This window comes from Gordonia polyisoprenivorans, assembly GCF_017654315.1.
Classification (GTDB): domain Bacteria; phylum Actinomycetota; class Actinomycetes; order Mycobacteriales; family Mycobacteriaceae; genus Gordonia; species Gordonia polyisoprenivorans_A.
Window position 1 is genome coordinate 2,187,453 of record NZ_CP072203.1, and the last position, 26,345, is coordinate 2,213,797.

Consider the following 26,345-nt stretch of genomic DNA (forward strand, 5'->3'; position numbering starts at 1 on the left):
GACCACGGGCGCCCGACGGGCGCGGGAGGGAATGTGCCGCATGGCCGATGCGCACCAACAGTGCAGGTCATCGGCGTTCGCGTCCCCGGTGAGCAGGCGCCGGTTCTTGTCGTTGTCGGCTGCTGCGGGCATGGGAGTGGTTGGGGCGTCAGCTCTGTCGGCGTGTGCCCCGAGCGCCGGTTCGGGATTGGCGGACTCGCCCAACACCATTCGCGCGGCCATTGCAGGGGAGCCCGATCAGCTCGACCCGCACAAGACCAGCTCGTATTTCTCCTTCGAAATCCTCGAGAACGTCTTCGACACCCTCGTCGAGCCGAACGAGCAACTGCAGATGGTGCCCGCCCTCGCCCAGTGTTGGGAGGTCAGCCCGGACGCCACCCGATGGACGTTCACCCTGCGGCCCGGGGTGCAGTTCCACAACGGTGATCCGCTGACCGCCAACGACGTGGTGTACTCGTATCGCCGGATCATCGACCAACAGCTCTCCAGCTCATGGCGATTGGAGAACGTCGCCACCGTCGAGGCACCGGATGCCCAGACCGTCGTCCTCACCACCACATCGCCGAGCCCGAACCTGCTCGCCAACATCGGTGGGTTCAAGGGCATGGCGATCGTGAACCGCCGCAATGTGGAATCCGGGGAGATCACCACCCGCCCGATCGGTACAGGCCCCTTCGCCTACGAATCCGGCTCGCCCGGAACGTCACTGGTCCTCAAGGCTCGTCCCGGCCACTGGTCCGGCGGTCCGCACGTGGACGGGGTCGCCTTCAGTTTCATCTCCCAGGGCACCACCGCGGTCTCGGCCGTACGCTCCGGCGAGGTCGACTGGACCGATTCCATTCCCGCACAACAGATCGGCATCCTGCGCAACGACGACGCGCTCACCGTCGGCACGGTGGTCGCCAACGACTACTGGTATGTGACCATGAACTTCGCGAAGGCACCGTTCGGCGACACCAGGATTCGGCAGGCGGTCGCCTACGCCATCGACCGGCCGTCGATAGCGCAGGTCGTCGGCTACGGCACCGCCACCCCCAACCAGCTTGCCATCCCCAAGACGAGTCCGTGGTTCACCGAATACGACCGCTACACCGCAGGCCTGACACGCGATGCGGCCCTGGACAAGGCGCGCGGGTTGCTCAGAGCTGCCGGCCACCGCTCACTGCCCATGGGCCTGATGGTCACCACCGAATACCCCGAAACCGTCACCGCCGCCCAGGTCGTCGCGTCCAATCTCGCCGACGTCGGAATCGACGTGACCATCGAACAACTCGACTTCGGGGTGTGGCTCGACAGGCAATCCCAGGGCAAGTTCGACGCGCTGCTCCTCGGGTGGCTGGGCAACATCGACCCCGACGACTATTACTACGCCCAACACCACACGGGCGGCACGTCGAATTCCCAGAAGTACTCCAACCCGGCGGTCGATCGCCTCCTCGACGCCGGGCGCACCGAACTCGACGTCACCCGGCGCAAGTCGATCTACGCCGACGCCGCCACCCGCATCGCCGACGACGTCAGCTACCTCTACCTCTACAATCCGTCGGCCACCCAGGCCTACACCACGGCATTGCTCGACTACACGGTGCGCTCGGACAAGGCCATCCGCTTCCGCGACGCGCGCCTGGACAGGAGCCGCGGACAATGAACGGATTCGGTTGGCCCCTCGTACGTTTCATCCTGCTGCGCCTGCTCTACTCGGCGATCGTCCTGCTCGGGGTGATCATCGTGGTGTTCTTGCTGATCCAGGTGGTGCCCGGCGACCCGGTGCGCATCGCGTTGGGCACCCGGTACACCCCGCAGGCCTATGACGCCCTGCGGCACGCCTCGGGTCTCGATCAGCCCGCATTCACCCAACTCGTCCACTACATCGGCAACGTGTTCACCGGCGATCTCGGCGTGAGCTTTCGTGACAACGAACCGGTGACCACCACACTGCTGCAACGACTGCCGGCCACGATCGCGCTCGCCCTGTCGGCCATCGTCGTGGCGCTGGTGATCTCGATCCCGCTGGGCACGTGGGCGGCGATGCGCGAAGGACGGATGGCCGACAATAGTATTCGCGTCCTGTCGCAGTTCGGCATCTCCGTCCCCGACTTCTGGATGGGCATCCTGCTCATCGCCGTCTTCTCGACCGCACTGGGATGGCTGCCGTCGGCAGGCTATCGCCCGTTGTCGGCGGGACCGGTGCCGTGGCTCGAACACATCGTGTTGCCGGCGATCACCGTCGGGGCCGTCACCGGCGCCATCATGACCCGGTATGTACGCACGGCGGTGCTCGAGGCGGCCAACGCACCCTTCGTCGTCACCGCGCAATCCAAGGGACTCAGTCGCCGCCGAATCCTGGTCGCTCACATCGGCCGCAACGCGCTGGTGCCCGTGCTGACCATCTCGGGCATCCAACTCGCGGCGCTACTCGGCGGCGTGATCGTGGTGGAGGTGGTCTTCGCCTGGCCGGGGTTGGGCAAACTCGTCTACGACTCCGTCGCCGCCCGCGACTACCCGATGCTGCAGGGCGCCATCCTGTTGATCGCGGCGGTCTTCCTGGTCGTCAATCTCGTCGTCGACGTGCTCTACGCCATCATCGACCCGAGGATTCGGCTCTCATGACCCTGACCGGGCCCACGGCCGCCCCGGCCGGAACAGCGGTGTCGACGGATTCGGCGTGGCGATTGTTCTTGCGTAATCGCGCCTCGGTGGCGGGGGTGATCGTGCTCGTGGTGGTCATCGTGTGCGCGATCTTCGGCCCGCTGATCGCGCCGTACGGCGCCAACGACATCAACGTGCCCGACGCGTTGTCCGCACCGAGTTGGTCACACTTGTTCGGCACTGACGACCTCGGCCGCGACGTGTTCTCCCGAGTGGTTCTCGCCGCATCGGTCAGCATGCGGGTAGCCGTTGTCGCCGTGGCCATCTCGCTGATCGTCGGAGTCGTTCTCGGCATGTTCTCCGGATTCGCCGGCGGTGTGGTCGACACCGTCCTGATGCGGATCGTCGACGTGATGTTCTCTTTCCCGGTGATGCTGCTCGCGCTCGCGATCGTCGCGATCCTCGGGCCGGGCGTCACCTCGGCGATGGTGGCGATCGGCATCGTCTACATCCCGATCTTCGCGCGGGTCGCGCGCGCCGACACCCTTCGCGTGCGACAGACGCAGTACGTCGCCGCGGCGACGACGATGGGGGTCTCGACCTCGCGCACCCTGTTCTCCCATGTGCTGCCCAACATCTCGGGCCCGGTCGTGGTGCAGACGTCGATCTCGCTGGCGTTCGCGATCCTCTCCGAGGCAGCCCTGTCGTTCCTCGGGTTGGGGGTGCAGCCGCCCGAACCGTCCTGGGGCCGAATGCTCTTCGATGCCCAGGGATTCATCACCAGCGCCTGGTGGATGGGAGTCTTCCCCGGCCTGGCGATCCTGTTGACGGTGTTCGCGTTCAACCTCATCGGCGACGGTGTGCGCGACGTCCTCGACCCACGGCAGCGAACCCTGCTGCGCAACCGCCGCTCTCGGCGATCGCGCCGCCGCACGGCCGTATCACCCGCGTCGCCACCGGCCGGTCGCCGACACGACTCGAACACGGCCGACCCGGGCCTTCAGGATGCCGGGTCCGCCCCGGTACTGGCCGTCACCGACCTCGTCGTCGGGGTAGGCCCCAGGGAGATCGTGCACGGCGTCGGATTCAGCGTCGCCAAGGGCGAAACCCTGGGCATCGTCGGCGAATCCGGATCGGGCAAGTCCTTGTCGGTGCTCTCGGCCACGGGCCTGTTCGACGCGCCGAGTGCCTACATCACCGGTAGCGCGCGCATCGGCGACACCGAAGTGATCGGCGCCTCCGACGCGGTCCTGCGGTCGGTGCACGGCGCGCGTGTGGGATTCGTGTTCCAGGACCCGTCGTCGAGTCTCAATCCGCTGCTGACCATCGAAGAACAACTGACCGAGGGGCCCCGACGTCACCTCGGTCTCAGCCGGTCGGCGGCCCGCGAGCGGGCGCTGAAACTCCTGCGGGATGTGCACCTACCCGACCCGGAAACACGGCTGCGGTCCTATCCGCACCAGTTGTCGGGCGGACAGCGTCAGCGCGTGATGATCGCAGTGGCACTGGCGTGTGACCCCGACGTCCTCATCGCCGACGAGGCGACCACCGCCCTCGACGTCACCACCCAGGCCCAGATCATCGATCTCGTCGCCGACCTGCAGCGAGAGCGCGGAATGGCGGTGGTGTGGATCAGCCACGATCTCGGTGTCATCGGCCGGATTGCCGACCGCGTCATCGTGATGCGGTTGGGCGCAGTGATCGAAAGCGGCGCGGTCGCCGAGGTCTTCGCGCACCCGCGTAACGATTACACCCGCACACTGCTGGATTCACGGCCGCTGCTCAGCCGAGTCGCCGACCGTGCCGAACCCGAATCGGCGGTGGCGGCCGAGGAATCGCCGATCGTCGCGGTCCGCGGGCTAGGGGTGGACTTCACGGTGCGACGCAGTACCGGACGCGAAACCCTGCTCGCGGTACGGGATGTCGATGTCGCGGTCACCGCCGGCACCACACTGGGCATCGTCGGCGAATCCGGGTCGGGCAAATCCACGATCGCCGGCGTGCTCAGCGGACTCGTCACCAGTGGTGCGGGCACCACCGTGCGCGGCAGCATCGAGGTCGACGTCGACGGACGTACCATCGACGCCGTCGGGGTCCGCGGCGCCGACGCCGCGCTTCTGCGCCGGCAGGTGGCGATGGTGTTCCAGGACCCGGGTGCCTCGCTCGATCCGCGAATGACCGCGCTGGCCTCGATCGCCGAGCCGCTGCGCACACACGGATTCGTGTCCGGGCGTGAAGCGCTGCGTACGCGTGCCGAACAACTCCTCGCCGACGTCAGCCTCGACTCCTCGTTCCTGCGTCGCTACCCGCACGAGATGTCCGGCGGGCAGCGCCAACGAGTGTGTCTGGCAAGGGCTCTCGCCTCCGACCCGCAGGTGCTGATCCTCGACGAATCCACCGCCTCCCTCGACGTGTCGGTGCAGTCGGCGGTACTCGATCTCCTGGCGCAACTACAGCGGGAGAAGAATCTGACCTACCTGTTCATCGCGCACGACCTCGCCGTCGTCGAGCAGATCAGCGACACGGTGGCGGTGATGCAGGACGGTCGCGTCGTCGAACACGGGCCGGCGTCGCGGATTCTGCACGATCCCGAAACCGAGTACACCCGAAAGCTGCTCGCGGCGATCCCTCCGGAGACACCGCAGCGCGCCTGAGAATCGGCCGGGAAGGTGCTGACGGAGAGACGCGGACACGTTCAGGTTCGGCGCCTACCGTGAACTCATGACCTCGACGTTGACCAGCGCACCTGTCTCCGCAATTCTCGACCGACTCTACGAGCAGGCCGCACAAGGCGGGCGACCGTCGGGTCCGCGATCCGCGCGTCCGCCCGCCGAGCTCTCGCCACAGGCGAAAGCCGACGCCGCCGAGGATCGCTACATGGCGATCGCCCGGGACACCGGCATCCTGGCGTACTCGCTGATCCGCTCGGCGCGCCCGGCAGTGGTGGTGGAGTTCGGTATGTCCTATGGCATCTCGGCGCTCTTTCTCGCCGCGGCGCTGCGCGACAACGCCCTGGCCGACCCGGCAGCGGCCGGACATCTCTACACCACCGAACTCAGTGCCAAGAAGGTCTCGGCCGCCGAGGAGACCTTCGCCGAGGCGCAACTCGGCGATCTGATCACCATCCTGGCCGGCGACGCCCGCGACACGCTCGAATCGGTGTCCGGGCCGATCGGGTTCGTCCTCCTCGACGGCTGGAAGGACCTCTACATCCCGGTCCTCGATCTCCTCGAGCCGAAGCTGGCACCGGGCGCGATGATCCTGGCGGACAACACCTCCCACGCCGAGTCGGCGACCTACCTCGATCGTGTCCGCAACTCCGGCGAGTACGTCGGCGTCGGGCTGCCCGCCAAGCACGACGACACCGTCGAACTCAGTTGTCGACTCTGACCCGATCTTCACGGCACGGCACGGCACGGCGAGGCCAGCGCCATCGAAGCGGTGTTGCCGACGCGGCCGCCACGCTAGGCTCGACCGGTGACCTCCGCAGACGATCGCATCCGCTCCGCGTCCCGCGACATCCACGCCGACGCCGCAACGGTTTTCGGGTTGATCGCCGACCCCGCGCGGCAGCCGGACTGGGACGGCAACGACAACCTCGCCGAACTCGTCGACGGCACACGCATCCACGGCGTGGGCGACGTGTTCTCGATGCGCCTGACCAACGGGCAGGTTCGCGAGAACCGCATCGTCGAATTCGACGACAACCGCCTCATCGCGTGGAAGCCCAACGAGCCGGGCAAGCCGAGCCCCGGTCACCTGTGGCGGTGGGAGATCGAGCCGAACGACGACGCGTCGGTTCGGGTGACCCACACCTACGACTGGACCGAACTCGACGACCCGGTACGCATGGAGCGTGCCCGGGCGACGACGCCCGAACGACTGCGGGCGTCGATCGATCGGCTCGCCGCACTCGTTGAATGATTCCTGGTGATGTTGTGCCCGCAACCCGGGCACAACATCACCCGCAACGGGCGCGCACAATAGTTCGGTGCGATAGCCGCCATCGCCGATTGAACATCACGAACATCTGTGGCAGTCTGGCGCTGTGGTCGGGGAGGGGCCCCGCCCGGGGAGGAAGTCATGGCTGCTCGACGGACGATGGTGCGCACGCTCTCGGGTATCGGTATCGGGGTGATGCTCTCGGCGGGAGCCGCTCTCGCTGCCGGAACCGGCCAGGCCGATGCCGCTCCGAACATCCACTGCGCCGGTCAGATCTGCCACAACTACGGTGATCAGATCGGCATCGGATTCGGGACCTATCAGTGCCCCAACGGAATCCAGTATCCGTCGTTCGCGGTGGTGCCGCCGTTCGGCACCGCAGCGGTGTACCCGGCCAACTGTGGTGGCGTGAAGTCGCTCTACTGACGTACTCGCCGCAGACGATGCCGCCCGGTCAGGTCAGCGCGACCAGCAGTGCCACGACGATCACGATGACGGCGAGAAAGACCACCGCGCCCACGATCACGGCCACACGGGTGCCGGTGCCCTGCGGTGACACCCGAGCCTGCGGATGCGGAACCGGCTGCGGCCCAACCGGAAAGCTCACCTGCGGTGCCCCCAACTGGGGTGCGCCCAACTGGGGTGCTCCCATCTGGGGTGCTCCCATCTGGGGTGCGCCCATCTGCGGTGCGCCGGTCGCGGTGCCCACCGGCGGGATGTAGGTGACCGGTGGGAGTTGTCGGCCGATGGTGACGTGCGGGTTCACCGCCGCCGGTGGATTCGGCATCGACGGCGCCGAGGGTATCGGCGGTGCCGCCACGATCCGTCCCTCCAGGGCGTCGGTGGCGGCGTGCGCCAGCTCGCCTGCGGTGACGAACCGCTCGGCGGGATTCTTCGCCATGCCGCGTGCGACGACGGCGTCGAACGGGCTGTGCAGGATCGGCGGCGGCGAGTTGAGGTGTGCGGCGACGAGGACCTGGAGGTCGCCGGCGCCGAAAGGTGCCGAGCCGGTGAGGCATTCGACGAGAACACAGGTCAGCGCGTAGATGTCGGTGGCCGGTGTCGCGATGTTGCCCGCACCGAAGCGTTCCGGTGCCATATAGGCAAACGATCCGACGGCCGCGCCGGTGTCGGTGAGCCGCGGATCGGTGGTGGTCTGGGCCAACCCGAAATCGACGAGGTAGGCGAAATCGTTGGTGTCGATGAGGATGTTGTCGGGTTTGACGTCGCGGTGCACGAGCCCGGCGGCATGCGCGGTGTCGAGTGCGTGGGCGATCTGCTCGATGATCGACACGGCGCGGTCGGGTGCCAGCGGGCCCGCCGCCAGGAGCTTGCGCAAATCGCCCCCGCCGGCCACGATTCGCATGTCCAGGAACAGGAATCCGTCGATCTCGCCCCAGTCGTGGATGGGGATCACGTGGGGATCGCTCAACTGTGCCGCCATCCGCGATTCGCGCAGGAACCGCTCGCGGAACAGTGCGTCACCGGCGAACTGCGGAGACAGCAGCTTCAACGCGACGGTGCGCCCGCGACGGGAGTCGCGGGCCTCGTAGACCTCGCCCATGGCGCCACGGCCCAGCAACCGTTGCAGGGTGTAGTCACCCAGAACGGAGCCGCTGCGGTCGGCGGGGTCGTGCATGCTGCGGTGGTCCTCCTGCTCGCCCGGGCGCCGAGCGGATTCGTTCCGGCGGGACGTCTTCTCGCGGTACGCTACCCGTTCGGTGTCACGGCCGCGGGCAGGACTCGCGCAACCAGCACCCCCGCCACCGTTCCGGGTGTGCTGGCCGGTTCTCCAATCAGCTCCGAACTTGCAGGGCGCCAACATCATTCGTCGAGACCCGTCGATCACACCGGCCGAGTCCGTGCGGGGACGCGGGGTCGGTCATACAGACGGCCCGGTCACCCCAGATGGGGACCGGGCCGGGTGTGGACGGGGGTCATCGAGCCGCCGCGGCTCGACACGCTCCCGCTAGTGGGCGGCCACCATGACCTCGTCACCCTCGGTCACCGGCAGCGGTCCGCTGCGGATGACGAACGCGGCGATCAGCGCGCCGAGCGCGAACACGCCGGCCGCCACCCAGAAGGCCACGGTGTAGGAGTGCACGGCGGCCATCATCTTGAGCTGCTCGAGGCTCGTTGCGTGTGCGGCATGTGACGTCGCATAGGACGCTGCGGCACTCGAGGCGATGGTGCTCAGCAGGGCTGTCCCCACCGAACCGCCGACCTGCTGCATGGTGTTGACCGTGGCCGACGCGACGCCCGCGTCCTCGGGCGAGACGCCCGAGATCGCGCCCTGCATGGCCGGTGCCATCGAGGCGCCGAGGCCGACGCCCATGATCAGCAGGCCGGGCAGGATATTGGCCGCATAGGTGCTCGAGTCGTCGAGCTGGGTGAGGAACACCATGCCGACCGCCGCGATCGACAAACCGATGGTCATCAACCAGCGCGGGCCGAAGCGGGGCAGCAGCACCGCGGTCGAGGTCGTCGCGGTGACGATCAGGGCGCCGATCATCGGCAGGAACGCCAGGCCGGTGCGGACCGGGCTGAACTGCAGGTTCTGCTGCAGGTAGTAGGTGAGGAACAGGAAGATCCCGAACATCCCGATACCGACGATGAACACCGCGAGGTAGGAGCCACCGCGAGTGCGGTCGAGGATCACGCGCAGCGGGAGCAGGGCGTGCGGGGTGCGCGACTGCAGCCACACGAACAGGGTCAGCAGGGCGGCGCCGGCCACCAGCCAGGTGATGGTCGCCCAGTCGTTCCAGCCGTTGGTCTCGGCGTTGGAGAAGCCGTACACGATGGAGAACAGGGCCGCCGACACCGTCACGACGCCGGGGAGATCCAGCCTGGGCCGGACCTCGGCCCGATGCGGACCGATGAACAGGACGGCACCGACCAGGGCGATCGCGGCGATCACCAGATTGACGTAGAGGCACCAGCGCCAGTCGGCCCACTCGGTGAGCATGCCGCCGAGCAGCAGGCCCAGGGCGCCACCGCCACCGGCGATCGCACCGAAGATGCCGAAGGCCTTGCCACGCTCGGACGGATCGGTGAACGTCGTGGTGAGCAGCGACAGTGCGGCCGGAGCCAGCAGCGCGCCGAACACACCCTGACCGGCGCGTGCGGCGACGAGCATGTCGAAGTTGACCGCGGCACCGCCGACCGCCGACATGACCGCGAATCCGACGAGGCCGATGATGAAGGTGGTCCGCCTGCCCAGCAGGTCGGAGAGGCGGCCGCCGAGCAGCAGCAGGCTGCCGAAGGCGAGGGCATAGGCGGTGACGATCCATTGCCGGTCGGCGTCGCCGAACTGCAGGGCGGTTTGTGCGTGCGGCAGTGCGATGTTGACGATGGTGGCGTCGAGCACGACCATCAGCTGGGCGAGGCCGAGCACGCCCAGGATGACCCACCGCAGGCGATGGTGCCGGTCGGCTGCCGACTCGGCGGGAACCGCGAGTTCGCCGTCTCCGGACTTCTCGAGAGTTGTTGTCATGGGGACTCCCTGTGGACTAGGTGGAGGACCTGCCTCCGGTTACCTGGGTGACAACGGCACTCAACTGGAGATGATTCCTCCGTTTGCTAATCTGTGACCATGACCACTGCATCTGCGTCGGATACGTCCGCTTCGTCGGGAAAACCGCTGCGCGCGGACGCCGAGCGCAACCGGCTGCGGATCATCTCCGCGGCACGGGGACTCTTCGCCGAGCGCGGACTCGACGTGTCGCTCGACGACGTCGCCGAGGCCGCCGGCGTCGGGGTGGGCACCGTGTACCGGCGCTTCGCCAATCGGGACGACCTGGTGTTCGGCGTTTTCCTGGAACACCTGAAATCGGTGGTCGCCCGGACCGGCGAGGCGATCGACGACGAGGACCCGTGGAATGCCGTGGTGGGGTTGATGACCTGGATGTGTCAGGTGATGTCGGAGGATCGGGGTCTGGCCGCGATCATCATGACGATCGACCACAGCAACCCCGAGATCGAGGCCCTCAAGGCGACCCTGTCCGAGCGCATCGAGAAGATCTTCGACCGGGCGATGGCCGCGGGTGTGCTCCGGCCGGACCTGACCCCGACCGACTTCTACGCGCTGTTCACCATGCTCAAGGCGGTCTCCGAGGTCACCGAGCAGTGCGCGCCGGGTACCTGGCGTCGCTACCTCGATCTCATCCTCGACGCCGTCAGCGCCGAACCGTCCCGTACGCCGTTAGGAGCGCCACCGATGACCCCGGAGCAGATCCGCGAGATGCAGAAGGCGCACAAGGCCGGACGGTGAGGACCCGGGCGACTAGGTGATGAGTTTCTCGCTCTTGAGCCAGTCGTAGGCGACGTCGGACGGATCCTGACCGTCGATGTCGACGCGGCCGTTGAGTTCCTGCATGAGTTCGTCGGTCAGACGCTCCGAGATCGTGGCCATCAGCGGCGCGATCTCCGGATGCGCCTTCAGGACGGATTCACGGACCACGACGGTCCCGCTGTAGGGCAGGAAGTACTTCTTGTCGTCGACGAGCACCTTGAGGTCGAGGTTCTTGATGCGGCCGTCGGTGGTGTACACCATGCCGAAATTGCACGGCGAACTCTTGGCGGTGGAGGTGTAGACCACGCCGGAATCCATCTGCGTGACGTTGCCCGAAGGAACCCCGTTGGGGGCGTCGTAGGGCATGTCGTAGGTCTTGAGCATGGGCAGGAAACCGTCTGGGCGCGAGAAGAATTCGTCGTTGACGCAGAAGGTGCGCTGATCGACGGGCAAGCGGGCGATGTCCGACATCGTCGTGACGTTGAGCCGCTTGGCCGTCGACGACGACGCCGCGAACGCGTAGGTGTCGTTGAAATTGGCCGGCGGCAACCACACCAGATGATTCTGGGCGAGTTCGACGTCGTGGACCTGCTGCCACAACTGCTGGGGGTCGGGGATGACCTTGGTCTCGTGCAGGTACGTCACCCACGCCGTACCGGTGTACTCCCACGCCAGATCCGCTGCGCCATTGAGCATCGCCTGGCGGCTCGAGGCCGATCCGGGTGCGTTGGTGAGGTCGGTGACATCGGCGCCGGCCGCCGCGAGGTAGGTGGCGGCGATCTTGCCCAGCAGGATGCTCTCGGTGAAATTCTTGGACGTGACCGTGATCTCGGCCCCGGCGAGTGGCGTCTTGCCGTCGGGCAGTGCGGACTTGTGAAAGGTGCCCGACGAGCTGACCAACCCGCATCCGGCGATCACCAAGACACTGACGGCGAGGATCAGCACCGCCGACAGCGGGCGGCGTCCGGGGCGGTTCGAACGAATCAGGGTCGACATCAGATCCCTCGCGGTGTGGCCACCAGCTCGACGAGCCGGCCGAGCCAATCGATGGTCAGGGCCAGCAGACCCACCAGGATCGCCCCGGAGATCAGCAGTTTCGGCAAGAACAACGTGATGCCGGTGGTGATGAGTGTCCCCAGGCTGGTGGCGCCGATGAAGGTACTCAGGGTCGCGGTACCGACCAGGATGACCAGCGCCGTGCGCACACCGTTGAGGATCACCGGCACGGCCAGCGGCAGCTCGACGAGTACGAGCGTGCGGACCGCGGACATGCCGATGCCGCGCGAGGCCTCGATCGTGCGGCGGTCCACCTGCTGCAGACCGACGATGGTGTTCTGCAGGATCGGCAGGATCGCGTACACCACCAAACCGACCACCGCAGTGCGGAATCCGGTCCCGAGCCAGAAGGTGAACAGCACCAGCAGGCCCACCGCCGGGGCGGCCTGACCGATGTTGGCGATGTTCACCGCGATCGGGTTGAGCCAGCGCATCGACGGGCGGGTCAGCAGGATTCCCAGGGGGATCGCGATGACCACCACGATCACCGTCGCCACCAGGGTCAGTTTGATGTGGTCGAGGATCGTGGTCTGCAGGGTCGACCACGACAGCGCGGCGCTCTCGGTCTCGGTGAAGGTCGTGGACTGATACCAGATGATGTAGCCGGCGCCGATGACGACGATGAGCAGCGGCTCCAGCCACACGTCCATCGGGAACCGCCGAAACCGTTGCAGCGCCGAACTCATCGCACCGGGTCGCTCGGCTGCGATCCCGGTGGCGCCGGTCGCCTCGGGGCTCGTCATGCGCCCGACGCCGTTCGTTCGGCGTCCACGTCGTCCTCGCCGTCGTCGATCGCGGCCACGATCGGTGTCTCGATGGGGCCGGTACCGTCGGCGTGTTCGATGTAGGAGGTGTGCGACTCTTCCTCTCGCGCTTCGGCGAGCTGTGCCTGGATGATGTCCATGACCGATTTGATGCCCAGGGAGCCGATCACCGCGCCCCGTCGATCGGTCACCAGTGTTCCGCCCTGGCTGGCGGCGAGCATGGTGTCGAGTGCGTCGTTGAGGGTGGAGGAGGATGCGACCACCGGGAGTCGTTGGTCCACATAGTCCGACACGGTTTTCTTGCTCGCGAGTTCCTCCAGCGACGGCCACGCACGTGGGTGGCCGGCCTGGTCGACGACGACCACCCATTTGTGGCCGGCTGCGCGGGCCCTGGTCAGCGCGTCGGCCGCCGGCTCGCCCACGTGGACGGTCGTCACCTCGTCGTGGGCGACGTCGCGGACCCGCGACAGGGTCAGATGTGCCAGTGTCGCACCGGATCCGATGAATTCCTCGACGAACGGCGTGGCCGGGTTGGCGAGGATCTCCTCGGGCGTGGCGTACTGCTCGACGTGGCCGCCCTGCGACAGGATGAGCACCTTGTCGCCGAGTTTGGTGGCCTCCTCGAAATCGTGGGTGACGATCACGATCGTCTTGCCGAGTTCCTTCTGGATACCGATCAGGCTGTCCTGCAAGCGAACCCGGGTGATCGGATCGACCGCGCCGAACGGTTCGTCCATGAGTAGGACGGGTGGGTCGGCGGCGAGTGCGCGGGCCACACCGACGCGCTGCTGCTGGCCGCCGGACATGTCCTTGGGGAGCCGGTGGGCGAATGCGTCGGCGTCGAGGCCGACGAGGTCGAGTAGGTACTCGGTGCGCTCGGCGATGCGTTTCTTGTTCCAGCCGAGCACTCGGGGAATCGCGCCGATGTTCTTGGCGACGTCCCAGTGCGGGAACAATCCGCCGGACTGGATGACGTATCCGATCGACTGCCGCAGCTTGTCGGGGTTCTCCTTGGTGACGTCGCGGCCACCGATGTAGATCCGACCCTCGGTCGGCTCGATCAGCCGGTTGATCATCTTCAGGGTCGTCGTCTTGCCGCATCCGGACGGTCCGACGAACGCCACGATGTGCCCGGCGTCGATGTCGAGATCGAGGCGCTCCACAGCGGGTTTGTCCTGTCCCCGATATCTTTTGACGACACCCTCGAGGGTGATCGACGCGCCGGTGACGGTGCGGTCGGTGGCGGCCGCCGAGACGGTGGCGTCGGCTGGCTGGGTCATTTCAGTCCCCTCGAGATGGTGAGTCGGCCGAGCAGAACGAGCAGGGCATCGAAGACCAGGGCGACGATGACGATGAGAATCGTTCCGGTGAGGGCCATTTCCAATGCGTTCGCGCCGCCGAGGCGCGAAAGTCCGCTGAAGATGAGCGATCCCAGGCCGGGACCGAGTACATAGGCGACGATCGCGGCGACACCGACGATCATCTGCGTCGACACCCGAATGCCGGTGAGGATCACCGGCCAGGCGATTGGTAGCTCGACGGTGAGCAGTATTCGCCACCGCGACAACCCGATTCCGCGCGCCGCTTCGACGACGCTGCCCGGTACCGAGCGCAGACCGACGACGGCATTGCCGATCACCGGCATCGTCGCGAAGAACGCGAGCATGAGGAACGACGGCACCACGCCGAGGCCGAAGGGCACGATCAGCAGTGCCAACAGGGCCAGCGACGGAATCGTCAGGGCCACGCGGCTCGACGTCAGCGTCAGCGCCGATGCCAGCGGCAATCGATACACGAGAACGGCGACGACGATCGCGATCACCGTCCCCACGAGGACGGTTTGAAATGCCAGGGAGGCGTGCTGATACGTCAGGAACGTCAGAGTGCTTGCGTGCTGCGAGATGTAGTCCCAAAGGTGCACGTCCGACATCCCTTCACGCATGGGGCACTTGCGCGGTAGACGCAATCGACCTTCGATCACCTTACGGCGGAATGTGCGGCGCGGTGGGGCAATTCGCGCGCAAAGGTCCCACCCGGCCGTCGAATCGGCACGATAATGCCGTTGCTGACCTGCATAGATATCGATGAGGTCACAAAGATTCCCGGTGAGTCGATCGACGGTGTCGCAGGCCGGGGCTTGCAGGTGTTGGGGCCTGTTCGGCGGATGTCGTGGTTTCCGTCGAGGTCGTAAGCTGGTCGGCATGGCAATCAGTCGTCCCACCGACAAATCCGACGAGGTCCAGCGTGCTCCGCGGGCCCGGATGACCGGTGCGCAGCGGCGGCTGCAACTCATCGAGGTGGCGCGAGGATTGTTCGCCGAGCGTGGTTTCGAGGCGACCTCCATCGAGGAGATCGCGCAGCGCGCCGGGGTGTCCAAACCGATCGTGTACGAGCATTTCGGCGGCAAGGAGGGGCTCTACGCCGTCGTCGTGGACCGGGAGATGGAGACGCTCCTGGAGATGGTCACCTCGTCACTGAGCAAGAACCGGTCGCTGTATCGCATCCAGCAGGTGGCGCTGGCGCTGTTGACCTACATGGAGGAACGCACCGACGGCTTCCGGATCCTGGTACGCGGTGACTCCACCAACAGCAGCGAGACGGCCACGTATTCGAGCCTGCTCAACGATGCCATCAGCCAGGTGGAGCACATCCTGGCCGGCGACTTCGAGCGGCGTGGTTTCGAGCCGACGCTCGCGCCCCTCTATGCGCAGGCGCTCGTCGGCATGGTCTCGGTGACCGCACAGTGGTGGCTCGACGTGCGCGAGCCGTCGAAAGAGGTGGTCGCCGCCCATCTGGTGAACCTGTGCTGGAACGGCTTGACCCGCCTCGACCCGCATCCCGAACTCGTCGGGCCCGACTACGTCGAACCCGATCACCGCACGCCCGAGACGGACTGAGAACCGAGAGCGTCGTCAGGTCAGCACGACGCTGCGTTTGGACAGTCCCATCCAGAAACCGTCGATCGCCTCGTCGGGCCGCTGTTCGGGATCGTCGCCCGCGCCGAGTGCGACGAACAGCGGTGCGAAATGCTCGATGGTGGGGTGCGCGTAGGGCATTCCCGGTGCCCGGCGCCGAAAGTCGATGAGCGACTCCACATCCCCGGCCGCGAAACACTCGTGCGCCCATGCGTCGAACTCGGCCGACCACGTCGGGGCCTGTGCGTCGGGACGCCGATCGGTCAGGTACGGAAGTCCGTGTGTGGTGAAGCCGGAGCCGATGACGAGCACGCCCTCGTCACGCAAGGGGGCCAGTCGCCTCCCGAGCGCCAGCAACGCCTCCGGGTCGAGCGTCGGCAACGACACCTGGAGGACCGGGATCTGCGCGTCGGGATACATCACGGTCAACGGAACGTAGGCGCCGTGGTCGAGGCGTCGGCGGGCGTCGTGGGCGACCGGGGTGCCGTCGGGCATCAGTGCCTCGACCCGGGCGGCGAGGTCGGGTGCGCCCGGCGAGTTGTAGGTGGTGCGGTAGAAGCGTTCGTCGAATCCCCAGAAGTCGTAGGTCAGCGGCGTGCGCGAGTCGGTGGAGCCGATCGTCAGCGGCGCGGCCTCCCAATGCGCCGACACGACGAGGATCGCGCGTGGTCGGGGGAGTCGCGCGGCCAGCGTGCGCAACTGCTGCACCCACAGTTCGCTGTCGACGAGTGGCGGGGCGCCGTGGCTCAAGAACAGGACGGGCGCGCGTGACGGTGCTTCTGACATGGTCATACGATACGAAACAGAACCGCGGTCCGTTTCATTTCGTGGCGATCCGCCCGCGCGACGGTGGCCTTCGGCACACGACCTACAATCGCACGAGTGTCCTCTTCACCTGCCCTCGCCGGGCTCGCCGCGGTCACGTGCTCGGACGCATCGCTGTCCGCCCTGCGCGAGAAGGGCGACACCCCCCGTCTCGACATCACCGGACCCGACGCCGCGCGGCCCTTCGTGGTGGCCGCGCTCGCGCACGGCCCCGCGCCGCTGCTGGTGGTCTCGGCCAACGGTCGTGAGGCCGATGACCTGACCGCGGAACTGGCCGAACTCCTCGACGATCCCGACGCGGTCACGCAGTTCCCGTCGTGGGAGACCCTGCCGCACGAACGTCTGTCGCCGAGCGCCGACACCGTCGGTCGCCGCCTCGCGGTGCTGCATCGACTCGCCGAGCCGGGGCAGACGCCGCTACGGGTGGTCGTGACGACGGTGCGCTCGCTGGTGCAGCCGATGGCACCGGGTCTCGGTGAGGTCCGCACCATCACGCTGCGTGAGAACATCGAGATCGACTTCGACACACTGCTCGCCGACCTCGTCGAGATGGCCTACGAGCGCGTCGACATGGTCGGTCGTCGGGGTGAGTTCGCGGTCCGCGGAGGCATCCTCGACGTGTTCCCGACCACTGCGGACTACCCGGTTCGAGTGGAGTTCTGGGGCGACGAGATCACCGAGATGCGGGCGTTCTCGGTGGCCGATCAGCGCAGCCAGCCCGAGGTCGACGCCTCGGTGGTGCAGATCCACCCGTGCCGCGAACTGGTCCTGACCGATCAGGTGCGCAACCGCGCGGCCGACCTCGCCGCCGAACATTCCGCGGATCAGGCGTTGTCGGAGATGCTGACCAAACTCTCCGAGGGCATCCCGGTGGAGGGGATGGAGGCCCTCATCCCGGCACTGGTCGACGGACGGATGCAGTTGCTCACCGAGGTCCTGCCGGACGGGTCGCGGGTGTTGATTCTCGACCCGGAGAAGGTCCGGACCCGCGCCGCCGACCTCGCCGCGACCGGGGCGGAGTTCCTCGAGGCGTCCTGGAACGCCGCCGCACTGGGTGCCTCGGCGCCGGTCGACACCCGCGGCGGTACCGCCGGAATCGACTTGCAGGCCAGTGCGTATCGGCCGCTGGACGAGGTTCTCGAGACCACGGTCGAGGCCGGGAGGTCCTGGTGGACGTTGAGCCCGCTGTCGTCGGGTTTCGACACCGAATTCGACCTCGACCTGACCCCGGGGCCCACTCCGCACGGCAGTGACGACGAGATCGCGCAGACCTTCGCCATGCTCCGCGCGCACGTCGCCACCGGCAAACCCGCGGCAATCGTGGTGGCCGGCAAAGGGACCGCGACCCGCACCGCCGAACGGCTCTCGGACGCCGAGGTTCCGCACGTGCTCGCCGACGCCGGTGCCCCTCCGGTCCCCGGGGAGGTGAGCGTGTACTGCGGCACCCTGCGGCGCGGCGTGATCGCCCCCTCGGCCGGGCTGGTGATCGTCACCGAGAGCGACCTGACCGGAGCGCGGGTCGCGGCCGTGCGTGACGGTCGGCGGCTTCCGGCCAAGCGGCGCAACCAGGTTGATCCGCTCGCGCTGAGCGCCGGTGATCTCGTGGTGCACGACCAGCACGGCATCGGCAAGTTCGTCGAGATGATCGAACGCACCGTCTCGGGCGCGCGGCGGGAGTACCTCGTCCTCGAATACGCCGCCGGCAAACGCGGGCAACCCGGCGACCGCCTCTACGTGCCGATGGACGCCCTCGACCAGCTCTCCCGCTACGTCGGCGGTGAGCAGCCGTCCCTGTCGAAACTCGGCGGTTCGGATTGGCAGAACACCAAACGCAAGGCGCGCAAGGCGGTTCGTGAGATCGCCGGTGAGCTCGTGCAACTCTACGCCGCCCGCCACGCCGCCCCGGGCTACGCCTTCAGTCCCGACACGCCATGGCAGCGTGAGATGGAGGACGCCTTCGACTTCACCGAGACCGTCGACCAGATGACGGTGATCGGCGAGGTCAAGGACGACATGGAAAAGGCGGTCCCGATGGACCGCGTCATCGTCGGCGACGTCGGCTACGGCAAGACCGAGATCGCGGTGCGCGCGGCGTTCAAGGCCGTCCAGGACGGCAAACAGGTTGCCGTGCTGGTCCCGACAACCATTCTGGCGCAACAACATCTGCAGACCTTCACCGAACGGATGGCCGGGTTCCCGGTGCGGGTGCGTGGCCTGTCGCGCTTCACCGACACCAAGGAGTCCAAGGAGATCATCGAGCAGATGGCGCAGGGGTCGGTCGATGTCGTCATCGGCACCCATCGTCTGCTGCAGACCGGGATTGTCTGGAAGGACCTCGGTTTGGTGATCGTCGACGAGGAACAGCGCTTCGGCGTCGAGCACAAGGAACACATCAAGTCGCTGCGCACCCACGTCGACGTGTTGACGATGTCGGCGACGCCGATCCCGCGTACCCTGGAGATGTCGATGGCGGGCATCCGGGAGATGTCGACGATCCTCACCCCGCCCGAGGAACGCCACCCGGTGCTGACCTATGTCGGTGCCTACGCGCGCAAGCAGGTTGCCGCGGCGATTCGCCGAGAACTGTTGCGCGACGGGCAGGTCTTCTACGTCCACAACCGGGTCTCGACCATCGACAAGACCGCCAAGGACATCGCCGACATGGTGCCCGAGGCACGGGTGGTGGTCGCACACGGACAGATGAACGAGGATCAGCTCGAGCGCACCGTGTCCGGATTCTGGAACCGCGAATACGACGTGCTGGTGTGTACCACCATCATCGAGACCGGACTCGACATCTCCAACGCGAACACGCTGATCGTCGACCGTGCCGAGAATCTCGGCCTGTCGCAGCTACATCAGCTGCGTGGACGCGTCGGCCGCAGCCGTGAACGCGGATACGCCTATCTGCTCTACAGCCCCGAGAAACCGCTCACCGAGACGGCCTACGACCGCCTGGCGACCATCGCGCAGAACAACGAGCTCGGCGCCGGAATGGCGGTGGCGCTCAAGGACCTCGAGCTGCGCGGGGCCGGAAATGTCCTCGGCGCAGAGCAATCCGGACACGTCGCGGGCGTCGGCTTCGATCTGTACGTCCGCCTGGTCGGCGAGGCGGTGGAGGCCTACCGGGCCGCGGCCGACGGCACACCGGTCACCACCGAGGAATCGACGGAGGTGCGCATCGATCTGCCGGTCGACGCCCACATCCCGGTCGAATACGTCGACTCCGATCGTCTGCGTCTCGAGGCGTATCGCAAACTCGCCTCGGCCACCGACGACGACGAGGTCTCCGCGGTGCTCGCGGAGTTGCTCGACCGGTACGGCGAACCGCCGGAGGAGACCCGACGACTTGCGGCGATCGCCAAACTTCGTCTGCGATGCCGAGAACGGGGTGTCGCCGAAATCGGTGCAGTCGGCACCAACGTCAAGATCTCGCCGCTGCATCTGCTCGACAGTGAACAGGTCCGACTCAAGCGGCTGTATTCGGCGGCGTCCTACCGCGCCACCACATCGGTCGTGACGCTGCCGATCCCGCGCACCGGTGGGGTCGGGTCCGCGCGCTTGCGGGACAACGAACTCATCGACTATCTGACGACGTTCCTGACGCAGCTCAAACCCACTCCGGCCGACTAGGAGTCGGTGGGCTCAGGATTCGGTGGGCTCGGAGCCGGGGGCGTCAGAGTCGGGGGCCGGCGGGGGCTGGTTCGCCTCGTCGTACTTCTGCTGGGCGTTCGTCCGCCATTGGGAGAACTTGCGGTTGACGGTGACCGCGACGTCGGCCGCGGCCTGCCCGACGCCGTCGACCACACCGGAGAGTCCGTCGCGCAGCCCCTTGACCAGTGGGTCCTGCGACTCATCGAAGTTGTCGCGATAGGTGCGGGCGGCCTCGCCGACGTCGTCGGAGAACTTCGCGGTGTCGTCGTCGGTGCGCAACGGGTATGTGCCGGAGAGGATTCGGCCGTACTCGCCGCGGTCGACCCAGCGGGAGAGTTCGGCTGCGCGCAGCACCGAGAAGGGATGGGTCGCCAACTCGAGATTCAACAGTTTGAGCACGCCGTCGCGCAGGTCCCCGGTGCGCTCGTACTCCCGGGCCTGCGCCACGAAGGCTTGGGTGTCCATCTGCTCGAGGTGTTTGCCGCCCGCGAGCTTGAGCTCGACCCGTAGCGCGACGTCGAGGTCCTGGCAGCACAACAGGCCGGCGCGATCTCCGGAGAGCTCGGATTTGCGCTGCCACTCCATCAGCGCGGCGACCACCGCGCGCAGGGCCCATCCACCGATCGGGATGAAACCGATGGACGCGGCGAGCCGGGTGAGGTGCATGAGCATCGTGCGGTACACCGCATGGCCGGAAAGTGCGTGTCCGAGTTCGTGTCCGATCACAAAGCGCATCTCGTCGTGATCCATCAACTCGTACATCGCCGAGGTCACCACGATGAACGGGGTGTCCATGCCGATGCAGTAGGCGTTCACGATCGGTGACTGTGTGACGAACAGTTCGGGTGTCGTCGGGGCATCGAGGGTGGCGACGCACTCACCGAGCAGAGTATCGAGGTCGGCGAACTGCTTGTCGCTTGCGCGCGCCGACGTGGCCAGATACATGAGGCGGTGCTGACGCTCCCGAAGCAGCCCCGACAGCGTCTTGAGGACCTGGTCGAATCCCTTGAGCTTGCGCAGAGCGGTCAGCGCGGTGCGGTCGGACGGATGTTCCCAGGTGCGCGAACTGATCCCGGGGAACTGCGCTCGCGACGCGACGACCTCGGTGGAACTCGACATGTGGCTTTCCTCCCACGACACGGATCTCCGACGATTCGGACAGGGTATAGGGTAGCGAATCAAGCATTGATCATCGGCAATAGAGTGTGGATGTTCATGCGGTCGGACGACTCCGGAGCCGGCTGCCCGAGTGGTCAACGCGATGGGCGCACATGGCCGGCGTCGTCCTGTGAGACCCGCTCGGTGACGTCCCACGATGTCGCTTGTGCAGCGATTACCGTTGTGATGTTGTCGGTGAGCTACCGCGATGTTGTTCCCTACCGTGTGCTGTTGTCGCAGCCCGCAGACGAAAGGCACCTGGAGATGACGGTGGTCCTGCTCGATCCGCTCCGCCCGGACATGATTCCCGTGCGCGCGCGTGCCCACCTGTCCGGCACCGTCTTCGTCACCGAGGACGTCCCGACCACCGTGCTGTGGGATCTCGACCACTTCGAGCCGGTGTTCGCCGAGGACGGGATCGCCGGGACGCTGTTGTCGACCGATCGACGCCATCCGCTCGTGGCGGCACGAATCGCGCAGGGAGACCAGGTGATCGCCGCGACGATCCCGAGTGGCAGCGACCTGCTGCCCGCGGTCGCGTTGATGGACACGTTGCGCCGCAATGGTCCGTGGGAGAGCCGGCAGACCCATGCCTCATTGCGACGCTATCTCCTCGAGGAGGCCTACGAACTCCTCGACGCCATCGACGCCGGGGATCAGGCAAGCCTGCGGGAGGAGCTGGGAGACCTGTTGCTGCAGGTGCTCTTTCATGCCCGGATCGCCGCCGATGATCCCACCGAGCCCTTCGACATCGACGCGGTGGCCCGCAGTTTCACCGAGAAGGTCAGCGGCCGCACGCCCGGAGTGCTGTCCGGTGCCCATGCCGACCTCGAGACGCAGATCCGCGAGTGGGAGGAACGTAAAGCCGCCGAGAAGAACCGCGGATCGGTACTCGACGGGATCGCCACCACGGCGCCGGCGTTGGCGCTCACCCAGAAGGTCCTCGAAAGGCTCACCGCCGCGGGATATCCGGTGCAGCGCATCGACCCGGCCGTCCTCTCGGTGACCGTGACCGCCGGGGACGACAGCGTCGAGGATCAGGCGCGTCGCCGCACCCTGGCGCTGATGGCGCAGGTCCGTGCTGCCGAGGAGCGAGCGGCTCGCGACGGTGTGACCCTCGACGGCCCGGACTCCTGGGCGGCCGTCCTCGATGCGACGGCAGGGCTCGACGGTACGGCCGTACCGGAATCGGTCGATGCGGATGTGGCCGAGGGGGAGTCGCGCCGCGAAGTCCCCGCCGAGGCTCGGACGGAGATCACCGACGAGATTCCGGTGGCGACCGAGTCTGCCGCCGAGGAGGTAGGCGATTCGGTGGCGCCGGGTGAATCGGGCTCGTCGGGTGCGGGTGTCGCCGTCGAGGTCTCCGAGGAGGAGATCATCGACGTCGAGGTCGTCGACACGACCGAACCGCCCACACACTGACCGGCGCCCGCCGGCCGGCCTCACCCGCGTTCGTCGCCGGTCATTGTGTTCATGATCGAGAACGTCACCTGGTCGGGACGATAGCGGTCGTCGGAGTACTCGAACGGTCGCCCCTGGGGGTCATAGCTGGTCCGCCGCTCCCGCAGGAGCGGTGCACCCGAATCGATCTGGAGTGCTTCGGCGTCGGTGGCATCGGCGGCGACGGCGTCGAGTTCGTGGCGCATCGAGGCGAACTGCACCCCCTCGTCCACGAGATGATCGGTGATCGACCCCTTGTCGGGGTCGAAGTCGAACAGACTCGCCCCGACATCGGTGGTGAAGCGGCTGCGCTCCAGCAGCGCCGGAATGCCGTCGAGGGTGCGCAGTCGGACCACCTCGACCAAGAAGTCGTCCACCCCGATCTGCAATGCCTCGGCGATCTCGGCGGTCACCCGGGTGCGGGACACACTGATCGTGTGGTTACCCGGTTCCCGACCGGTCGTCAGCGCCCATTGCGAGAACGGGGTGAACGACGACAACGTCTGCGTCGGGGACTGCGGCCGTCGGACGCGGGCGGGTCGTCCGCGGGTCGTGTAGATGAAGCCCTCGGTCCGTAACTTGTAGAGCGCCTGCCGAATCGGGCCGCGCGAGACCTGCCATTGATCCATCAGAACGGTCTCCGGCGGTAACTCGTCGCCAGGTTGATACGTGCCGTCGACGATCTGGTGGCGCAGCGCCTCGTAGATCTCCTGATATCTCGGCGACACCGACACCTCCGTTTGTGACCACACTGCAGTCCGCTCGCATACTGTACTACTTCTGTACTTGTATACCTAGGTCGGAGTGGCGATGAGCAGTTCTGAATCCCGCAGGCGATCAGCGGCGGATGAGCCCCCTCAGGTCGGCAACGCTGTCGACGACTTCGTGTGCGCCCGCGGCACGCAGCGCCTCGACGTCGTGGGCCCCGGAGAGCACTCCGACGACGAGTCCGGCGCCGGCGCGCAGCCCCGTGGTGACGTCGGACGCGGTGTCGCCGACCACAATCATGGCCTCGACAGCGCTGGTGCGGGTCGTGATCAGGGCGGCCAGCGGCATGTCGGGGTGGGGGCGGCCGCGGAGTTCCTCGCCGGGGCAGAGGACGACGTCGGCGATGTCGCTCCAGCCGAGCGCCTCGAGGATGGCTTCCTGGGTCTGCTGTGCGAAACCGGTGGTGAGGGCGATCTTCACGCCGATCTCCCGGCAGTGGGAGAACAGTTCCTCGGCGCCGGGCATCGGGGAGCACCGGCCCACGCCGACGAGCTGGGCATAGGTCCGTTCGAACTCCTTGTTCGCCGACTGCGCCTGTTCCTCGTTGCCGTTGGCGAGGTGGCGGAACACGGTGATCTTCGACTGCCCCATGGTCTCGGAGACGTAGTCGAGCATCGCCGCGCGGTCCGCGTCGGTGCGCGACAGCCCGGCGTGCTCGTCGGCGGCGCGGAAGCTCGCGATCACGAGTCCCTCGTCGGAGACGGTTGTGCCCGCCATGTCGAAGATGATGAGTTCGGTGGGGAGAGTGGACATGTGGGGTGTACTCCTGTGGTGGTCGGTGGTGGACATCAGACGGCGAAACTGGTGGACGGATCGAATGCTGCGGTGACGCTGGACTCGGCGAGACCCATGCCGGTGGTCATGCCGATGCCGGTGGTGACGGTGACGATGTGGGTGCCGGGAAGTGGCTCGCGCAGCAGGAATTCACGGCCGGGTGCCGTCGCATACACACCCTGCCAGCGCTCGATGACGTCGATGCTGTTCACCCCGAACAACTCTCGGGTGACCTCGAGGAGGCAGGCGAATCCGTCCTCGCCCTGGAACGGCGATTCGGTGACCTCGCGGAGGTGGGTATCGCCGATCAACAAGGTGCCGTCCGGTTGGGGTGTGTACATCTGGTGAAGATCGAGTGCGGTGTATCCGGGGTGGGCGGTGTGCAGCCGCTGGGCGACCCGGTGCACCGACGGCATCGTCTCGAAGGCGCTGTAGCGCAACAGTGACCACCCGGTGAACAGGGGCGTGGTCAGCGGGAAACGGGTCGGCACAGCGGCTTTGATCATGTGCAGGCGGCACCGCTGCAGGCCGATGTCCTCGGCGACCTCGGGGAAGAGCCGATCGATGTCGTGATTCACCGTGATGAAGGTGGTGCCGGCACGCAGCTCACCCCGTGAAGTACGGACCACTCCGGTGTCGAAAGACGTGGCTGCGGTGCGCCAGAAGAAGGTGACGCCCTGCGTCTCGAGCCACGCGGCGATCCGTGGGGCGGCGGCACGTGGGTCGACCTGGAGGTCGGCCGGTAGGTACATGCCGCCGACCACGCCGTCGGCGGCGGCCGGAACCCGCTCGAGGACGGTGTCGCGGTCGAGGAGTACCGCCGCCGCCGATCCGTGAGCCTGGGAGAACTCGCTCATCACGTCCAGTTCGTCGGCGTGCCGGGCCAGGACCGTGGTACCGGTCGGCGCCGCCCAGAATCCCGCCTTCTCGGCGAGATAGAGCCAATGACGGCGTCCGGCACGTGCATAGTCCAGGGTTTGTCCGGACTGGGCGGTCATGCAGGCGTGCCCGAAGTTGCGGACCGACGCGCCCGCGACCTGGTCGTTGTGCTCGACGACAGCGACGGAGAGCCCGCGGCGTCGTGCGTGATAGGCGTGGGCGAGGCCGACGATGCCGGCCCCGACGACGACGACGTCGTAAGACGTGCCAGGTGAGGTCATGGTCGTAGCTTTCCGTCGCGCCGGCGTGATGTCAATACTTTCTGAGAAGAAAGGTATACAAGTAACGTGACAGCTGGGCTACACGGGGTAAGCGTGGGGTTACGAGATCGAGAACGTTCGCCGCCGGATAACGCATGTGGATCATCCTCGAGGAGAACAAGATCAGCTCGGCGTCCGACGCCCACGTGCCGTGAGTGGACTCCGGGCCGAAGTGTCGGGCAGGTTCGCTGGTCGCCATCCGCAGGATGGTCGTGATACGCGCCTTGTTCGCGGATCTCCGCGACCGTTCGTCCGCGTCGAGGCGTTGAGCGAGGTAGGCAGAGTACCGCAGGTTGCCCGGAGTTCCGGGCGCCGGGGCCGTCCGGTCGGTCCTTGTGGTGCGACTCAGCTTGCCAGAGGCGTGATGTCTGAGACATCGGTTGTCGCGCGGGCGATCTCGAGGTCGTAACGAGTTTGCATGTTCAGCCAGAAGGTCTCGGACTGCCCGAAGAGACGTCCGAGTCGAATGGAGGTATCGGGGGTTATTGCGCGACGGCCGTGGATGATCTCGTTGATGCGGCGCGGAGGGACGTGGATCAGCTCGGCCAGCTTGCGCTGAGAGAGGCCGTAGTCGGGTAGGTAGTCGGCGGCGAGTGTCTCGCCGGGATGGATCGGTTCGAAGTCGGGCATGGGTTTCTCCAAGAGTTAGTGGTAGTCGACGATCTCCACGTCGACGGGTCCAACCGGTGTCCAGGTGAAGCACAATCGGTACTGGTCGTTGACGCGGATGCTGTGTTGTCCGGCGCGGTCGCCGGACAGTGGTTCGAGTCTGTTGCCGGGAGGGGATGCGAGGTCCGCGAGTCGCTGGGCGGCGTCGAGGGCTTGTAACTTACGGTGCGCCACCCGAGTGAGCTCGGGTCCGAGGCGGGGTACGAACTTTCGTGCCCACACCCTTTCTGTGTCCTTGGTGGCGAACGACTGGATCACCCTTCGAGTGTAACGTGTACCGTTACGCAGCTCAATCGCGGAC

At 66.8% G+C, this 26,345-nt stretch carries 23 protein-coding genes; 10 read left to right on the forward strand and 13 right to left on the reverse strand.

Annotated elements, in window-relative coordinates; all coding sequences use genetic code 11:
• The first annotated feature begins 40 nt into the window (after positions 1–40).
• From J6U32_RS09775 to J6U32_RS09800, 6 genes are all read left to right on the forward strand, one after another.
• Positions 41–1,648: an ABC transporter substrate-binding protein gene (locus tag J6U32_RS09775; protein ID WP_208795074.1), complete on the forward strand. Its 1,608-nt coding sequence runs from the start codon at positions 41–43 to the stop codon at positions 1,646–1,648.
• Entirely contained in the window at positions 1,645–2,610 is a 966-nt protein-coding gene (locus J6U32_RS09780) for an ABC transporter permease (protein ID WP_208795076.1), read from the forward strand. Before J6U32_RS09775 ends, J6U32_RS09780 begins: the two co-directional genes overlap by 4 nt.
• On the forward strand, positions 2,607–5,243 hold the full coding sequence (locus J6U32_RS09785; protein ID WP_208795078.1) for an ABC transporter ATP-binding protein/permease: 2,637 nt from the start codon (positions 2,607–2,609) through the stop codon (positions 5,241–5,243). Before J6U32_RS09780 ends, J6U32_RS09785 begins: the two co-directional genes overlap by 4 nt.
• 67 nt (positions 5,244–5,310) lie before the next feature.
• The gene (locus J6U32_RS09790) at positions 5,311–5,979 is read left to right on the forward strand and encodes an O-methyltransferase (RefSeq protein WP_208795080.1); all 669 of its coding nucleotides are present in this window, start codon (positions 5,311–5,313) and stop codon (positions 5,977–5,979) included.
• 87 nt (positions 5,980–6,066) lie between these two features.
• Positions 6,067–6,513 carry an SRPBCC family protein gene (locus J6U32_RS09795; protein WP_208795082.1) on the forward strand — a complete coding sequence of 149 codons (447 nt, stop codon included), beginning with the start codon at positions 6,067–6,069 and terminating at the stop codon, positions 6,511–6,513.
• 159 nt (positions 6,514–6,672) lie between these two features.
• Positions 6,673–6,957 (forward strand): hypothetical protein, encoded by a 285-nt coding sequence (locus J6U32_RS09800; RefSeq protein ID WP_006370873.1) that lies wholly within the window; start codon positions 6,673–6,675, stop codon positions 6,955–6,957.
• A gap of 28 nt (positions 6,958–6,985) precedes the next feature.
• On the opposite strand, the gene J6U32_RS09805 is transcribed toward J6U32_RS09800, so the two are convergent.
• Together J6U32_RS09805 and J6U32_RS09810 are read right to left on the reverse strand one after the other, a co-directional pair.
• Positions 6,986–8,170 (reverse strand): serine/threonine-protein kinase, encoded by a 1,185-nt coding sequence (locus J6U32_RS09805; RefSeq protein ID WP_208795084.1) that lies wholly within the window; start codon positions 8,168–8,170, stop codon positions 6,986–6,988.
• Positions 8,171–8,500: 330 nt separating this feature from the next.
• Positions 8,501–10,024: an MFS transporter gene (locus tag J6U32_RS09810; RefSeq protein WP_208795086.1), complete on the reverse strand. Its 1,524-nt coding sequence runs from the start codon at positions 10,022–10,024 to the stop codon at positions 8,501–8,503.
• Between the two features lie 99 nt (positions 10,025–10,123).
• Between J6U32_RS09810 and J6U32_RS09815 the strand changes: the two genes are divergently transcribed.
• Positions 10,124–10,801, forward strand: a complete 678-nt coding sequence (locus tag J6U32_RS09815; protein ID WP_208795088.1) for a TetR/AcrR family transcriptional regulator — start codon at positions 10,124–10,126, stop codon at positions 10,799–10,801.
• 12 nt (positions 10,802–10,813) lie between these two features.
• Here J6U32_RS09815 and J6U32_RS09820 read toward each other — a convergent pair whose 3' ends face one another.
• The 4 genes from J6U32_RS09820 to J6U32_RS09835 are packed head-to-tail and all read right to left on the reverse strand — an operon-like array spanning position 10,814 to position 14,563.
• A complete protein-coding gene (locus J6U32_RS09820) occupies positions 10,814–11,818 on the reverse strand; it encodes a glycine betaine ABC transporter substrate-binding protein (RefSeq protein ID WP_208795089.1) in 1,005 nt (334 codons plus the stop codon).
• Complete coding sequence (locus J6U32_RS09825) at positions 11,818–12,564, reverse strand: ABC transporter permease (protein WP_208796041.1); 747 nt, start codon at positions 12,562–12,564, stop codon at positions 11,818–11,820. The genes J6U32_RS09820 and J6U32_RS09825 overlap by 1 nt, the downstream gene beginning before the upstream one ends.
• A gap of 53 nt (positions 12,565–12,617) precedes the next feature.
• Entirely contained in the window at positions 12,618–13,922 is a 1,305-nt protein-coding gene (locus J6U32_RS09830; protein ID WP_208795091.1) for an ABC transporter ATP-binding protein, read from the reverse strand.
• Complete coding sequence (locus J6U32_RS09835) at positions 13,919–14,563, reverse strand: ABC transporter permease (RefSeq protein WP_208796042.1); 645 nt, start codon at positions 14,561–14,563, stop codon at positions 13,919–13,921. The genes J6U32_RS09830 and J6U32_RS09835 overlap by 4 nt, the downstream gene beginning before the upstream one ends.
• 280 nt (positions 14,564–14,843) lie before the next feature.
• Here J6U32_RS09835 and J6U32_RS09840 point away from each other — a divergent pair, with 280 nt between their 5' ends.
• Positions 14,844–15,539 carry a TetR/AcrR family transcriptional regulator gene (locus tag J6U32_RS09840; RefSeq protein WP_208795093.1) on the forward strand — a complete coding sequence of 232 codons (696 nt, stop codon included), beginning with the start codon at positions 14,844–14,846 and terminating at the stop codon, positions 15,537–15,539.
• A gap of 15 nt (positions 15,540–15,554) precedes the next feature.
• Here the strand turns inward: J6U32_RS09840 and J6U32_RS09845 are convergent, their stop codons facing one another.
• On the reverse strand, positions 15,555–16,349 hold the full coding sequence (locus J6U32_RS09845) for a dioxygenase family protein (RefSeq protein WP_208795095.1): 795 nt from the start codon (positions 16,347–16,349) through the stop codon (positions 15,555–15,557).
• Positions 16,350–16,439: 90 nt separating this feature from the next.
• Here J6U32_RS09845 and mfd point away from each other — a divergent pair, with 90 nt between their 5' ends.
• Entirely contained in the window at positions 16,440–20,015 is a 3,576-nt protein-coding gene (gene mfd / locus J6U32_RS09850; RefSeq protein WP_208795097.1) for a transcription-repair coupling factor, read from the forward strand.
• A gap of 12 nt (positions 20,016–20,027) precedes the next feature.
• On the opposite strand, the gene J6U32_RS09855 is transcribed toward mfd, so the two are convergent.
• A complete protein-coding gene (locus tag J6U32_RS09855; RefSeq protein WP_208795099.1) occupies positions 20,028–21,155 on the reverse strand; it encodes a M48 family metallopeptidase in 1,128 nt (375 codons plus the stop codon).
• A gap of 225 nt (positions 21,156–21,380) precedes the next feature.
• Between J6U32_RS09855 and J6U32_RS09860 the strand changes: the two genes are divergently transcribed.
• Positions 21,381–22,616 (forward strand): MazG family protein, encoded by a 1,236-nt coding sequence (locus tag J6U32_RS09860; RefSeq protein ID WP_432276989.1) that lies wholly within the window; start codon positions 21,381–21,383, stop codon positions 22,614–22,616.
• A 20-nt stretch (positions 22,617–22,636) separates the two neighbouring features.
• On the opposite strand, the gene J6U32_RS09865 is transcribed toward J6U32_RS09860, so the two are convergent.
• The 5 genes from J6U32_RS09865 to J6U32_RS09885 form a co-directional block, all read right to left on the reverse strand.
• Positions 22,637–23,368 carry a GntR family transcriptional regulator gene (locus J6U32_RS09865; protein ID WP_208796044.1) on the reverse strand — a complete coding sequence of 244 codons (732 nt, stop codon included), beginning with the start codon at positions 23,366–23,368 and terminating at the stop codon, positions 22,637–22,639.
• Positions 23,369–23,471: 103 nt separating this feature from the next.
• On the reverse strand, positions 23,472–24,155 hold the full coding sequence (locus tag J6U32_RS09870) for a phosphonatase-like hydrolase (RefSeq protein ID WP_208795101.1): 684 nt from the start codon (positions 24,153–24,155) through the stop codon (positions 23,472–23,474).
• Between the two features lie 35 nt (positions 24,156–24,190).
• On the reverse strand, positions 24,191–25,336 hold the full coding sequence (locus J6U32_RS09875; protein WP_208795103.1) for a TIGR03364 family FAD-dependent oxidoreductase: 1,146 nt from the start codon (positions 25,334–25,336) through the stop codon (positions 24,191–24,193).
• 384 nt (positions 25,337–25,720) lie between these two features.
• Positions 25,721–26,005, reverse strand: coding sequence for a HigA family addiction module antitoxin (locus J6U32_RS09880; RefSeq protein WP_208795105.1), 285 nt, complete (start codon positions 26,003–26,005; stop codon positions 25,721–25,723).
• A gap of 15 nt (positions 26,006–26,020) precedes the next feature.
• The gene (locus J6U32_RS09885) at positions 26,021–26,302 is read right to left on the reverse strand and encodes a type II toxin-antitoxin system RelE/ParE family toxin (RefSeq protein WP_208795107.1); all 282 of its coding nucleotides are present in this window, start codon (positions 26,300–26,302) and stop codon (positions 26,021–26,023) included.
• Positions 26,303–26,345: the final 43 nt, after the last annotated feature.